The sequence below is a fragment of the Pontibacter sp. MBLB2868 genome, assembly GCF_051904785.1.
Classification (GTDB): domain Bacteria; phylum Bacteroidota; class Bacteroidia; order Cytophagales; family Hymenobacteraceae; genus Pontibacter.
In genome coordinates this window covers 4053726-4067704 of record NZ_CP196710.1, presented here as the reverse complement: position 1 = coordinate 4067704, position 13979 = coordinate 4053726, and the positions used below count along the sequence as shown (strand labels likewise).

Sequence of the window (13979 nt, the reverse complement as noted above, 5' to 3'; positions counted from 1 at the left end):
AGAATTAGACCAGGCGATTATGCTGATCCGGAAACACCAGTGTAGGAGTATGGCTTTTGGCGTCTTCGAACTTGATACTGCAGTATGAAATAACGATCACGATATCGCCTACCTGTACCTTTCTAGCTGCCGGACCATTCAGGCAAACAGTACCAGTACCACGCTCTCCTTTTATCACATAAGTTTCGAAGCGTTCGCCGTTGTTGATATTAACGATCTGTACTTTTTCATTCTCCACAACGTTGGCGGCATCCATCAGATCTTCGTCAATCGTGATGCTGCCTACATAGTGTAGCTCAGCCTGTGTTACCTTGCAACGGTGGATTTTGGATTTTAAAACCTCAATATACATGGTTTGTCTTGTAATAAAGCGCAAAGTTAGACAATTGCCAGCAGATTAGCTACCAAAGCCTCTTAGGTATTGCCTGCGTTGGGGCAACAAATTACATCGGCTATAAATTCACCAGAATATTGTCTATTAAACGTACCGGTCCTACATTGGCCGCCAGGCAAAGTGCCACCTCCTGCACCCCAGTCAAATCATCTACCGGTTGAAGGGTATTTACATCAGCCACCTCAAAGTACTCCAGTTCTACCTGATCAAGGGTATTTAAATAGGCACTAACTTCTTCTTTAATGGTGCTTACCGGCTTAATAGTCAAGTGGCTTTTGGCTAATTGCAACGCTCGGTACAACCCTGCTGCAAGTTGGCGCTGTTTGTCTGTCAGGCGCTTGTTCCTGGACGACATAGCTAAGCCGCTCTCCTCCCGGATGGTTGGATAGCTCACCACCTCCAGGTCAAAGCTTAGCCCCTGCACCAGTTGTTTTACGATGGTAACCTGCTGCAGGTCTTTTTGCCCGAAATAAGCGCGGTGCGGCTGCACAAAGTGGAATAACTTGCTTACCACAATAGCCACCCCGTTAAAGTGGCCGGGCCGGTGCGCACCCTCCATTACAGTCTCCAGTGAGCCGAAACTAAATTGAAGAAGCGGCTGTTGTTGATATACATCCTCCGCAACCGGGGCAAAAAGATAGTCGCAGCCTACTGTTTTCAGCAGCTCGATATCCTGCTCTATCGTGCGGGGATACAGTTTATAATCGTCTGGATTGTTGAATTGTGTGGGGTTAACAAATATACTGCAGATCGTTACGTCATTCTCGCTGGCAGAAGCGCGCAGCAGTTGCAGGTGCCCCTCGTGCAAAGCACCCATTGTGGGCACAAAGCCAATGCGCTTGCCATCACATCGTAGTGCCTGCACCTTTTCACGGATGGTGCTAACCTGCTTTATTACTTCCATTTAATGGCTTGCTTTAAGTAGTACCTGCAGTAAGCCGGCAAATGTAAGTTATAACGCATAAAATTGAAAATTAGAATAAAAAATACTAATTTTGCACGTCCCATTACTGTTGCTTATTAATTTTAACTACATATCATGTCTAAATTGCGAATCTTATACGCCGCCACCGAGATCAATCCTTTCTTACAAACCACTAAAGTAGCAGAGTTTTTACAAACATTGCCACAAGGTATGCAAGAACGGGGAATGGAGATCCGTATCTTTGTTCCGCGGTTCGGCCTGATAAACGAGCGTAAGAATCGTTTGCATGAGGTGGTTCGCCTGTCGGGTATTAACATTGCGGTGGGTGAAGATGAGAAACCGCTGGTAATTAAGGTGGCTTCTATCCCTAATGCTAAATTACAGGTTTATTTTATTGACAACGAAGACTATTTTCACAGAAAATCCGTTTTCGTTGACAAGAACAATAAATTCCATCAGGATAACGATGAGCGTGCTATCTTCTTTTGCAAGGGCGTGCTGGAAACTGTTAAAAAGCTTGGTTGGGCACCAGACATTGTACATTGCAACGACTGGATGACAGGTTTAATACCTATGTACCTGAAAACTACCTACAAAAAGGATCCTATTTTTAAGGACTCCAAGTCGATGTTTACAGTGTACAACCATAACTATAAGCATAAGTTTGACGGCAACCTGCTGGAGAAAGTTAAAATGCTGGACATTGAAGACAGTATGCTGGAAAACCTAAAGTCAGCAGACTTAGACAGCTTTATCAAGATCGGTATGGAGTATGCTGATTCTGTTATTAAAACGAACGAAAACTTTAGCGAGAATATCGATGCGCTTTTCAACGAGTATATGCAAACAAATAGCATCAATACTGTTAGCGCCGACGACACCCTGTTAGACTCTTACTATAACCTGTATAATGAACTTAGCCGTTAGAAGATTTTTATTATTCTTCTTTTCCATCGCCACCCTTGCATCTTGTGAAGACCCTACTGAAATCGGGATCGATCTGCAGGATGAGAACCAAATAGGCACCGATTTTACAGATACCATCACTATTAATACCGGCACGGTACTTTTAACCGACTCAATCCTGTCGTTTAAACTACCTCCGACTCAGGCAGGCAAATTAGCTGACCCTGTGTTCGGCACTTTAAAGGCTACTACTTTTACAGAAGTTAGCCTTGGTGGGGCTGCCTTAACGTTTGGTGAAAACCCTGTTGCTGACTCGTTGGTTCTTACCCTTGATTATAGCAGAATCTTCGGAGACAAGAACAAGCCTGTTTCCTTTAAGGTGTATCGCTTAACAGAGAATTTTGATGAAAAATCATCTTACTTCACTAACTCTTCTTTAGCCCGGGGAACAACACCTTTAGGATCTGTTACCTTGGTGCCTAAGATATTGGAAAAAAAGAAGTCTTTTGAAGATTCAACGGCTGCAGAAAAGCTTATAAAGATTCGTTTTGACAAGAGTCTTGCAAATGAGTTAGTGGCCCAGTCTGGTGGTACACCACTTGCCACACAGGAAAACTTCGAGAAGTTTCTGAAAGGCTTAGCTATTGTACCAGATGGAGACCCGGCTAGTATTCTGGCACTTAACTTAATTGCTGACAGCACAAAACTTGTACTGCACTACAAAAATGGTACTGAGAAGAAAAAGCATATCTTCAGGTTTGCCCAGTCAAGTGCAGTAAGCTACTTCACAAAATTTGAAGCTGACCGAACAGGTACGGCCATTGCTGAGTTGGATCAGAATACTGAGTTTTTGCCAGCCAGCCAGACCGGAGGGGAAAGCTATATACAGAACAATACACAGCTCCTGACCAAGTTAACGTTCCCATATCTCCAGAAATTTAAGGAGGCTAATCAGAACGTGATCATTAACAGGGCAGAATTAATTATACCGGTCAAGGCGGCTTCGTCTTCGTTCCTGCCAACACCGCCGCAATTGGTGCTTTACCAGACGAACAATACCAATCGCATACTTAGAGGTGTAACTGGCAGCCCGCTCGCAGTACAACAGAACCGCGTTGGTGTTTTAGAGAGCACTGCTTTCCCGGCTCCTCTGATGTATGACCCAAGCAGAAACAGGTATACACTGGATATCACAAATTATTTCCAGGCGATGCTTCTGGATAAGAAGCCTAATGATGGATTGCTGCTGGCTCCGGCCACTGTTACGGCAAACCAAAATGGTTCAGCCCAGATTTCTCAGGAAGTGAGGCCATACAGAGCCATCATCAGCAATACGCCAAGCAACAAAGTGAAGCTGGTAGTATACTACTCAAAACTTAACTAGATATTTAAAGTTTTTAAGATAAATAGGTACCTTTGCGGGTACCTATTGTTTTTTATAAGTATAAAATATGTGTGGAATTGTAGCATATGTAGGCCATAGAGAAGCCTGCCCAATCATTATCAAAGGACTTAAAAGGTTAGAGTACAGAGGTTACGATAGTGCCGGTATCGCTCTAATGAATGGAGGTTTGAGTGTTTACAAGAAAAAAGGCAAGGTTGCGGAACTGGAAGCCTTTATTTCAGAAAAAGACACACATAGTAACATTGGTATGGGCCATACACGTTGGGCTACACATGGTGAGCCTAACGATATAAATGCGCACCCGCACTACTCTACTTCTAAAAATATAGCCATTATTCACAATGGTATCATCGAGAACTATGCTTCTTTAAAGAAGCTCCTGATAGAAAAAGGCCATACTTTTGATTCAGATACTGACTCAGAGGTATTTATTAACCTGATCGAAGACATCAGGGTGAACAACAACTGCACTTTGCCGGAGGCAGTACGCCTGGCAATGCATGAGGTTGTAGGAGCTTACGCCATCGTTGTGCTTTCTCAGGACAGCCCTAACCAACTGATAGCTGCACGTAAAGGTAGTCCTTTAGTTGTAGGTGTTGGCAAAGGAGAATATTTCCTTGCATCTGACGCTACTCCGATTATTGAATATACAAATGATGTGATTTACCTGAACGATTTCGAACTGGCTGTTATTAATAACGGCGAGCTGGAAATTCGCTCTAAGGAAGATGTAAAACAGACACCATACGTACACCGCCTTGAGATGGCTCTTGAGTCTATTGAAAAAGGAGGTTATGAGCACTTCATGCTGAAGGAGATATACGAGCAGCCCCGCTCTATCCTGGACAGCATGCGTGGCCGTATGATAGCAGAAAGCGGCCACCTGATGATGGGTGGGGTACGTGAGTATGAGAATAAGTTTGCCAACGCAGAGCGTATCATTATTGTAGCCTGCGGTACATCCTGGCACGCAGGCCTGGTGGCCGAATACCTGATCGAGGATCTTGCCCGCGTACCTGTTGAGGTTGAATATGCCTCTGAATTCCGTTACCGCAACCCGATCATTACCGAGAAAGATATTGTAATTGCTATTTCACAGTCTGGTGAAACAGCAGATACACTGGCTGCCATTGAGTTGGCTAAATCTAAGGGTGCTACGATCTTTGGTATCTGTAACGTAGTTGGCTCTTCAATTGCCCGTGCTACTGATGCCGGTGCATATACCCATGCCGGACCAGAGATCGGTGTAGCAAGTACTAAGGCATTCACAGCTCAGGTAACCGTACTTACTATTATTGCCATGATCATCGGCAGCAAGCGTGGTGCACTCGAAACCACTAAACTGCGCCAGATGATAGCTGAACTGGAAAACATTCCGGCAAAAGTGGAGAAAGCTCTGCTGTTGAATGATCAGATCGTTGAGATCTCTGAGGTATTTAAAAATGCGACAAACTTCCTTTACCTGGGCCGCGGCTATAATTTCCCGGTTGCTTTGGAAGGCGCACTTAAGTTAAAGGAGATCTCTTACATTCACGCGGAAGGATACCCTGCTGCTGAAATGAAACATGGCCCGATCGCTTTGATTGACGAGCAGATGCCAGTAGTAGTAATTGCTACTAAAGACAGCTCGTATGAAAAGATCGTATCTAACGTACAGGAAGTAAAGGCACGTAAAGGTAAAGTTATCGCTATCGTAACGGAAGGTGATACTACTATCCCATCAATGGCGGATTACGTGATTGAGATACCGGAAACAAGTGAGCACCTGATGCCGCTTCTGTCTGTTATCCCGCTTCAACTGCTTTCTTACCACATTGCGGTAATGCGCGGTTGTAACGTAGATCAGCCTCGTAATTTGGCTAAGTCTGTTACTGTAGAGTAATATTAAAAAAATAGCAAAAAGAAAAAGGGAGCTGAAAGGCTCCCTTTTTCTTTTTGATTAAAAATTTATTTCGTCAGCGTTTTCGCTCTCGTTTTTACATACTAAGCTGCTGGTATTAAACAGCCTCTCCTTTTAAATACTTCGTCTTCAGCAGTGGACATACTTTGTACCTTTCTTCTTTCGTGTCCTCATATACTGCCTGCAGTACCTTATATACATTTTCAATGCCTAACTGGCGTGCCCACTCAAAAGGACCTTTAGGGTAGTTGGTTCCAAGCTTCATGCCCTGGTCTATATCCTCTACGCTGGCAGTCTTTTCCTGCAAAGTATAAAATGCCTCATTTATGATCATACAGATCATGCGTGGCGTTACCATACCTACCCTATCATCAACAACTAAATAATCTGTACCAAGGGCATCACATACTTCTTTCAATTTAGCCTCACAGCCACTATGCAAAAGGCTAACTTCCAGCACGGGTCTGTTAAAGAGCGTAGGCAGGCCATTGAACCCAATTAAGGTGCATGGCTCCTCCAGATCATTCTGATGAACCAGCGAAGCGAGCTGCACAGTGGCAGCATTACAGAACACGACCTGCTCCGGTGCATAAAGGCTTAACCGCTCCGGCTGCTCATGCAGCAAAAAATCAAACACCACATCAGAGGGGTTCAGTTGCTCGTCCAGCAGGCTGTGGCTGTGCAAAAAAGTATAGGTTATACCTTCTTTCCCTTCCGGAAACTTCTGCTGGAATTCGGCGGCCATTTCGGGGCCAGACAAAACAACTATATGCATATTTCTGTACTTTTGATGGTAAATATACACATTTAAAAGAATCTACTATGGCACATACCATCATCAACTCTTCTAAAGCACCTGCCCCTATCGGGCCTTACAGCCAGGCAACCCTAGCTAACGGCACTCTTTACGTATCGGGGCAGATCGCGTTGGATGCCGACAGCGGAAACCTGGTGAACGACAGCATCGAGAACGAAACGCACAAAGTAATGCAGAACCTGCAGGCTATACTTTCAGAAGCCGGCATGGACTTCAGCAACGTGTTAAAGTGCACCATCTTCGTAAAAGACCTGAACAACTTTGGCAAGATCAACGAGACCTACGGCAGCTATTTTACAAGCAATCCTCCTGCCCGCGAAACCGTGGAGGTGAGCCGCCTGCCAAAGGATGTAAATGTGGAGATTTCCTGCATCGCGACTAAGTAGTTTTTTAACAAAAAAGCCTCCCATTCAGGAGGCTTTTTGATTTTCTCGTTCTAATGTATGCCCTCACAGTTTACGAGTGGCCTGTCATCTTCCCCTAATACAAAGTCAACGACAACAGAATCACCCTTACTAAAATCAAAAGGCATGGTTTCTACTGTTAAGTAGCCTAGAGCAGCTACTTTTAACTGGTGCTTGTTATCTAATCGCCTAACCTTAAAGCTGGCCTGCTTTTGCTGTGTTTGCATTTTTTGGCAACCATAAACTATGGTCAAAGGCATAGGAGCATTCCCTCCTTCTTCATCTTTGACCTTAACTGTAACCCACGCACTATCAGGCATTAGCGTACTGCTCTTAAGCCATTGCCAGCTGTATCCACCTTTGCTGTAACTAGAATACTGTGGGGCAGATAGCCTGTGGCTGCAAGCTACCAGCTATCAGCGTACAGAGTATAAATAAGCATGCTATTTATGACATCCTTCTAGCATGAGTTAATTCGTACAATAAAAGGTAAATTCCACTGCCAGTTCCCCTTTCTGCCATTGTTGGTGTTCTCACCAACAGTTACACTTCAGCGGCTATTATGCTTGCTGGTGAAAACACGCTGCAAGGGCGGCTGCAAGTATCACTGTTAAACTTTAAATATTCGCTCCCCCATGCTTTTCGCCCTCATCAGTAATTGTCGGCTCTTCCTCCTCTTCCAACTCACCATACACTTCTTTCTCATGCTTGCCTGGCTCGGCGTTAACGGCTGAATTACCTACCTCTACCTCCTGCCGTATCACACGCACGGCATAGTCGGCAGGATAGATATTGAAGCCATACTTGCGGGAGTACACAAACGTGAACACAGCACCGAAAAAGATGATCTGTGAGGTAAAGAAAACCCAGGTAAGTATAACAATGATAGATCCCGCCGCACCATATACAGAACCCACATCATTCTTGCCAAGATAGAAGCCTATCAACCCTCTGAAAAGCACAAACAACAGCGACGTAACAAAGGCACCCACCCCCACATCCCGCCATTTTATCTTGGCATCGGGCAGAAATTTATACACACAGGCAAACAGGAAAGACATCAGTACAAAAGCAAAAAGGAAATTTGTGGCATGCAACACGTATATTACCCACCCGGAAAACCGCGCTGTGAGAAAATCTCCGATAGCAACCAGGATAGTGTCAGCCATTAAAGAAACAAGCAGGATGATGGCAATTATCAGGATCATGCCGAAAGACAACGCCCTGTCCAGTACAAGCTTAAGATAGCCGCGTTTCGGTACTGGCTTAACATACCAAATCTCGTTCAGGGAGTTTTGCAGTGAAATGAAAACACCCGTGGCAGCAATAAATAAGGCTATAACACCAACAAGAGCCGCAATATTAAAATCTCCAAACTCATTTACGTTCTCCACCATTTTCTGCACAGAGTATGCTCCCTCTGAGCCGATCAGCTCTTTGATGTAAAAGTATATCTCCCCGGACACTGCCTGTTCCCCAAAAAAGTAGCCCGCCGCACTTATGATAATGATGAGCATAGGAGGCAGCGAAAAAATAGTGTAATACGCCAGTGCAGCTCCCTTCTGAAAGGAGTTGTTATCTATAAACTCCAGGTAAGCTTCTTTCAGCAGTCCCCAGGTCATCCACAAGCGTTTTCGTACCATATATCAGCTGGCTTTGATTTGTTTACTTAGCAGATACGCAATTCTCTGATTATGTTTATTTTGACTGAGTTCCGTTGTAGCACTAAGCACCTGCTCTGGTATAAACAGATGCTTGCTATTAGTGTTACCGAATAGATAGTTAATTTTGTACCTTTGTGCCTGAATTGAAAGATTTGACTACGAGAACTATACATGGAAAGAGAAGTTAGAGTACGCTTTGCACCGAGCCCGACAGGGCCTCTCCATATTGGTGGTGTGCGCACTGCCCTTTACAATTTCTTGCTTGCCCGTAAAACAGGTGGCAAAATGATATTACGCATCGAAGACACAGACCAGAACCGTTTTGTGCCAGGTGCTGAGGACTATATACGCGAGTCGCTGGAGTGGGCTGGCATTGAGCTGGACGAAAGCCCATGGAAAGGTGGCCCTTATGCCCCATACCGCCAGTCGGAGCGCAAACCGATGTATATGCAGTATGCCCTGCAACTGATCGAGAGTGGCCATGCCTACTACGCCTTCGACACTGCTGAAGAGCTGGAGGAGATGCGTGAGCGCTTGAAGGCTGCCAAGGTAGCCACACCGCAGTACAACTCCATTACACGGATGACGATGAAAAACTCGTTAACGCTGCCAGAAGACGAGGTAAAGAAGCGCCTTGATTCCGGTGACCCTTACGTTATCCGTTTAAAAGTGCCACGCAAAGAGGAAGTTCGTCTCAAAGATATGATCCGTGGATGGGTAATGGTACACTCTTCTGCCATAGATGATAAAGTGTTGATGAAATCCGATGGCATGCCAACATACCACCTGGCAAATATTGTAGATGACCACCTGATGGAGATCACACACGTGATCCGTGGGGAGGAGTGGTTGCCATCAGCGCCGCTACACGTGCTGCTATACCGCTACTTAGGTTGGGAAGATACCATGCCTGAGTTTGCACACCTGCCACTGCTGTTAAAGCCGGATGGCAATGGTAAATTAAGCAAGCGTGATGGTGATAAGTTAGGTTTCCCGGTGTTCCCGCTTCGTTGGGTAGACCCAAACACGGGTGAGGTATCTTCAGGTTACCGTGAAAGCGGCTACTTACCGGAAGCTTTTACTAACTTCCTTGCCTTTTTGGGCTGGAACCCAGGTACGCAGCAGGAGATGTTCTCGATGGATGAGCTGATCCAGGAGTTTACTGTAGAGCGTATTGGTAAGTCAGGTACCCGTTTTGATATTCAGAAAGCACGTTGGTTTAACGAGCAGTACCTGCGCGCCAAGCCCGACAGCGAGTTAGCAGGTTACCTGATCAAAGCACTGGAGGAGCATAACATTACCACCACACAGGAGAAAGCAGAGAAAATTGCCGGATTGATGAAGGAGCGCGTAAGCTTTCCGCAGGATTTCTGGAAAGAAGCCGAGTATTTCTTTGTTGCCCCAACTGAATATAGCGAGAAAGTTGCTTCCAAGAAGTGGAACAGCCAGTCGGTTGCTGTTTTTGAGGATTTCAAAAATGAGTTGTCCTCGCTGCAGAACTTCAATGCTGATACAGTTAAAGATCTGTTAGTTGCTATCCTGGAGCGCCATGGCATGAAGCTTGGCCAGGTAATGCAGGCTCTACGCTTAGCCGTGACCGGTGCAGAGGCTGGCCCGGATCTGATGCACATTATTGAAGTGATCGGACAGGAGGAGACAGCTTCGCGCATCGAAACCGCCATTGAGAAATTAAGCCAGTATACTACTGCATAAGCATAGCATCAGGTTAAAGTATAAAAAGGCTAGCCAGTACGGTTAGCCTTTTTATTTTGCCCTCTTTCAGCTCAATCTGCAACAATTTAGCCTCAAGTGCTTATACATCAGAAGGTATTAACACGAAAATCATGGCTAAGAATAAAAAAGAGAGCAAAAGCAGCAAGAAAAAGTCGCGCGTACATAAAGACCTGGAAGGCTTTGAAATAAAGGTGAATGAACATGGTGAGATCATCTCTAACTATAGCATCGACAGGATCAATGAGTTTCTGAACAAGAACGTGGACGATAAGAAACTTATGAAGCGTGACGCTGCCGAAAAAGCAAAACGTGAAGAAGAGGAATATCATATAGAAGAAGGCGAAGAAGTAGAGGAAACGGATGAGGATTTCGTTAGAAACACCAGCGGAGCATCGGATGAAGAGGAAGAAGAAAAACTGCCTAAGGCACGCCGCAAGAAAAGCAAAGACGATGAGGAGGATGAAGAGGATTAAGAGCTGTTCAGCAATGCCTCTAGTGAATTCACGCTTTATTTTTTCTTAAGATTTTAGCTATCTTACTACTGACACTAACCTCAATTAAAACTATGGGAAACTCACACGAGATAGATTACAAAATTTTTGGCAACGACATACAGGTACTGGAGATAGAGCTCGACCCGAACGAGACAGTAATTGCCGAAGCCGGCGCTATGGTTTACATGGAAGAGGGCATCGATTTCCAGGCAAAAATGGGTGATGGCTCTAATCCGGGGCAGGGCTTTTTTGGAAAACTGGTTTCAGCAGGCAGCCGCCTTATAACGGGTGAATCGCTGTTCATGACGCACTTCACGCACAGAGGACATGGCAAGAGCCGTGTTGCTTTCTCTGCTCCTTATCCGGGGTCTATTCTCCCAATCGACCTCAGCACCACGCGGAATAATTCTTTGATCGCACAGAAAGATGCTTTCCTGGCTGCTGCCTTAGGCACCAAGCTAAGCATACACTTTAACCAGCGCCTTGGCTCTGGTTTCTTTGGGGGCGAGGGCTTTATACTTCAGCGCATGCAAGGCGACGGCAAGGCTTTTATACACGCCGGTGGCACAGTAGTAGAAAAGCAACTGAACAACGAGACACTGCGCGTAGACACTGGTTGCGTGGTTGCCTTTGAAGAAGGTATTGATTTCAGCATTCAGCGTGCCGGAGGTTTAAAGTCGATGATATTTGGCGGGGAAGGTATCTTTCTGGCTACCCTTCGCGGCACCGGTAGAGTTTGGTTGCAGTCAATGCCGGTAAAGAAGCTGATAGAAGCACTTATGCCGCGTGGTGAGAACGCCAATAAAGAAGGTGGCATGTTCAGCAGCTTTATGGAGTAGAGGTCGCTACACTTCTTAGAATAACGATAAGTTTAAAGAGCAGGGCCGGCACGTGTATACATGCCGGCCCTGCTGTTTCCTATAAGCCATTTACTGCCATTATCTCCTCCAGGTATTCGCGTGTATTACTTAACCGCGGTATCTTGTTCTGGCCGCCTAATTTACCTTTGTCGCGCAGCCAGTTCATAAAGGTGCCTTGTGGCACCGCATGCACTACCGGCTCTTTCAGGGCTATATCATTCTGCCGCTTAGCATCGTAATCAGAATTTATCTCCCGAAGCGAATCATCGAGCACTTGTATAAACTGTTGTAAATTACCTGGCTTTTTTTCAAATTCTATCAACCACTCATGTCCGCCGCGCTTTTCACTTTCCATGTACACAGGCGCGGCCGTAAAATTAGTTATAACGGCATCTGTAGCCTGGCATGCTTTTGTAATTGCTGCTTCGGCATTTTCCACGATCACTTCTTCGCCAAAGGCATTGATAAAGTGCTTTGTGCGGCCGGAAATTTTAATTCGATAAGGCCTTAGGCTGGTAAAACGGACGGTATCGCCTATTTTGTAACGCCATAAACCCGCGTTCGTCGAAATTACCAATGCATAGTTCTTGCCTAGCTCTACCTGATCTAAGGTTAATGTCTTTGGCTGCTCCTCATCAAACTGGTCCATGGGAATAAACTCATAGTAAACCCCATAATCCAGCATAAGCAGCATTTCATCTTCGGTTCCACGCTGATCCTGTATGCCAAAGAAGCCCTCAGAAGCATTGTATACCTCCAGGTAATTCATCTTATCTGATGGGATGATCTCTCGGAAGAGTTTACGATAAGGGCCAAAGGCGACAGCTCCATGGGTGAACAGCTCAAGATTGGGCCATACTTCCAGGATGTTGTTTTTACCTGTTACCTCCAGTATGCGCTTCAGCAGTACATAGGTCCAGGTAGGAACCCCGCTCAGGCTGGTTACATTTTCCTGTACCGTCACCTCTACCATCTTTTCGATCTTCTCCTCCCACTTATCCATCAATGCGATTTTAAGCGGTGGAGTCCGAATGGCTTCAGCCCAAATAGGAAGGTTCTGTATAATTACCGCCGAAACATCTCCACAGGAAACCTTTGGGTTTAACTCACTGGGTTGATGGCTCCCTCCTATCGATAGTCCCTTACCGGTAAACAATTTTGTTTCAGGATAGAGGTTGACGTAAATGGAAAGCATGTCTTTACCACCCTTGTAGTGGCAGTCTTCTAAAGACTCAGGGCTTACAGGAATAAATTTGCTGCGGGCGTTGGTAGTGCCGGAAGATTTAGCAAACCAATCAATCTTACTTGGCCAGAGCAGGTTCTGCTCTCCCTTCATTACCCGCTCTATGTATGGGTAGAGATTTTCATAAGTACTGATTGGCACACGCTCCTGAAACTCACGCACAGACAATCCATCAACATAACCATATTTCCTGCCCCACTCTGTGCCCTTGGCTTTGCTGATCAGGCTGTGGAAAAGCTCCTCCTGCACCTCATGCGGGTACTTCCGAAACAGATCAATGTCATGGATCCGTTTTTTCATTACCCACGTCACTATCGAGTTAATTATTTCCAATTTGGATAGCTTAACGATTAAACGTGCACCTTGTACGGAACTGTGAAGTGCTTCGACCTGTAATATAACAAGTTGATTTTATATTTTCCGCTTTAATTCGAAGTGCTTACCCAAATAAACGCGGCGCACTTGCTCATCGGCTGCCAGTTCTTCGGCAGTACCAGCCTTGAGTATCTTGCCCTCAAAAAGCAGGTAAGCACGGTCTGTGATAGAAAGTGTTTCGTTTACGTTGTGATCTGTGATCAGAATGCCAATATTCTTGCTTTTCAACTTGGCAACTATACTTTGGATCTCTTCTACCGCAATTGGGTCTACGCCGGCAAAGGGTTCATCCAGCAAAACAAATTTTGGGTCAACAGCCAGGGCACGGGCAATTTCAGTCCGGCGGCGTTCCCCCCCTGACAGTACAATGCCTTTGTTCTTACGCACATGCGTAAGCGAGAACTCTTCCAGCAGCTCCTCTACCTTCTCGCGCTGTGCCTGCTTAGGCATATTGGTCATTTCAAGCACCGACAGAATATTCTCTTCGACGGTAAGTTGTCTAAAAACCGATGGTTCCTGCGCCAGATACCCCACTCCTTTCTTCGCCCGCTTATACATCGGCAGGCTGGTGATATCTTCTCTATCCAAGAAAATTTTACCGGTGTTTGGCTTTACCAGCCCAACAATCATATAAAAAGAAGTGGTTTTACCGGCACCGTTTGGCCCTAACAAACCAACTATCTCTCCTTGGTTAACCTCTACGCTTACATCGTCTACAACGGTGCGCGATCTATATTTTTTGATCAGGTGTTCTGCTCTCAGTATCATTGCTGCTAAATTACACATAAAGCCCTCATCCTGCAACGTACATATTTTTTGGGTCAGCATCTGGACTTCAGAAGATTATATTAGAATTCC

Annotated in this window: 14 protein-coding genes; 7 read left to right on the top strand and 7 right to left on the bottom strand. The window is 45.4% G+C overall.

Annotated elements, in window-relative coordinates:
• Nucleotides 1-4: 4 nt before the first annotated feature.
• Both panD and panC read right to left on the bottom strand, forming a co-directional pair.
• Nucleotides 5-352, bottom strand: a complete 348-nt coding sequence (gene panD / locus ACSX1A_RS17345; RefSeq protein ID WP_340408865.1) for an aspartate 1-decarboxylase — start codon at nt 350-352, stop codon at nt 5-7.
• A 100-nt stretch (nt 353-452) separates the two neighbouring features.
• Nucleotides 453-1298, bottom strand: coding sequence for a pantoate--beta-alanine ligase (gene panC / locus ACSX1A_RS17340; protein ID WP_439880907.1), 846 nt, complete (start codon nt 1296-1298; stop codon nt 453-455).
• Nucleotides 1299-1433: 135 nt separating this feature from the next.
• Here panC and ACSX1A_RS17335 point away from each other — a divergent pair, with 135 nt between their 5' ends.
• From ACSX1A_RS17335 to glmS, 3 genes are all read left to right on the top strand, one after another.
• A complete protein-coding gene (locus tag ACSX1A_RS17335) occupies nt 1434-2246 on the top strand; it encodes a glycogen/starch synthase (RefSeq protein WP_439880906.1) in 813 nt (270 codons plus the stop codon).
• A complete protein-coding gene (locus ACSX1A_RS17330) occupies nt 2230-3609 on the top strand; it encodes a DUF4270 family protein (protein ID WP_439880905.1) in 1380 nt (459 codons plus the stop codon). The genes ACSX1A_RS17335 and ACSX1A_RS17330 overlap by 17 nt, the downstream gene beginning before the upstream one ends.
• 67 nt (nt 3610-3676) lie before the next feature.
• A complete protein-coding gene (glmS, locus tag ACSX1A_RS17325) occupies nt 3677-5512 on the top strand; it encodes a glutamine--fructose-6-phosphate transaminase (isomerizing) (RefSeq protein ID WP_439880904.1) in 1836 nt (611 codons plus the stop codon).
• 115 nt (nt 5513-5627) lie between these two features.
• Here the strand turns inward: glmS and ACSX1A_RS17320 are convergent, their stop codons facing one another.
• Nucleotides 5628-6305 carry a 3-hydroxyacyl-CoA dehydrogenase family protein gene (locus ACSX1A_RS17320; RefSeq protein ID WP_439880903.1) on the bottom strand — a complete coding sequence of 226 codons (678 nt, stop codon included), beginning with the start codon at nt 6303-6305 and terminating at the stop codon, nt 5628-5630.
• A gap of 47 nt (nt 6306-6352) precedes the next feature.
• Between ACSX1A_RS17320 and ACSX1A_RS17315 the strand changes: the two genes are divergently transcribed.
• Nucleotides 6353-6733, top strand: a complete 381-nt coding sequence (locus tag ACSX1A_RS17315; RefSeq protein WP_439880902.1) for a RidA family protein — start codon at nt 6353-6355, stop codon at nt 6731-6733.
• Between the two features lie 50 nt (nt 6734-6783).
• Here ACSX1A_RS17315 and ACSX1A_RS17310 read toward each other — a convergent pair whose 3' ends face one another.
• Nucleotides 6784-7071 carry a hypothetical protein gene (locus ACSX1A_RS17310; RefSeq protein WP_439880901.1) on the bottom strand — a complete coding sequence of 96 codons (288 nt, stop codon included), beginning with the start codon at nt 7069-7071 and terminating at the stop codon, nt 6784-6786.
• A gap of 297 nt (nt 7072-7368) precedes the next feature.
• Nucleotides 7369-8394, bottom strand: a complete 1026-nt coding sequence (locus ACSX1A_RS17305; protein ID WP_439880900.1) for a YihY/virulence factor BrkB family protein — start codon at nt 8392-8394, stop codon at nt 7369-7371.
• Between the two features lie 192 nt (nt 8395-8586).
• Between ACSX1A_RS17305 and gltX the strand changes: the two genes are divergently transcribed.
• The 3 genes from gltX to ACSX1A_RS17290 all read left to right on the top strand — a co-directional run bounded on the left by gltX (nt 8587) and on the right by ACSX1A_RS17290 (nt 11482).
• Nucleotides 8587-10128, top strand: a complete 1542-nt coding sequence (gene gltX / locus ACSX1A_RS17300; RefSeq protein WP_439880899.1) for a glutamate--tRNA ligase — start codon at nt 8587-8589, stop codon at nt 10126-10128.
• 131 nt (nt 10129-10259) lie between these two features.
• Nucleotides 10260-10622 carry a hypothetical protein gene (locus tag ACSX1A_RS17295; protein ID WP_439880898.1) on the top strand — a complete coding sequence of 121 codons (363 nt, stop codon included), beginning with the start codon at nt 10260-10262 and terminating at the stop codon, nt 10620-10622.
• 92 nt (nt 10623-10714) lie between these two features.
• On the top strand, nt 10715-11482 hold the full coding sequence (locus tag ACSX1A_RS17290) for a TIGR00266 family protein (protein WP_439880897.1): 768 nt from the start codon (nt 10715-10717) through the stop codon (nt 11480-11482).
• 79 nt (nt 11483-11561) lie between these two features.
• Here ACSX1A_RS17290 and ACSX1A_RS17285 read toward each other — a convergent pair whose 3' ends face one another.
• Nucleotides 11562-13046, bottom strand: a complete 1485-nt coding sequence (locus tag ACSX1A_RS17285; RefSeq protein ID WP_439880896.1) for a GH3 auxin-responsive promoter family protein — start codon at nt 13044-13046, stop codon at nt 11562-11564.
• A 111-nt stretch (nt 13047-13157) separates the two neighbouring features.
• Nucleotides 13158-13889: an LPS export ABC transporter ATP-binding protein gene (lptB, locus tag ACSX1A_RS17280; RefSeq protein ID WP_439880895.1), complete on the bottom strand. Its 732-nt coding sequence runs from the start codon at nt 13887-13889 to the stop codon at nt 13158-13160.
• Between the last annotated feature and the right edge of the window lie 90 nt (nt 13890-13979).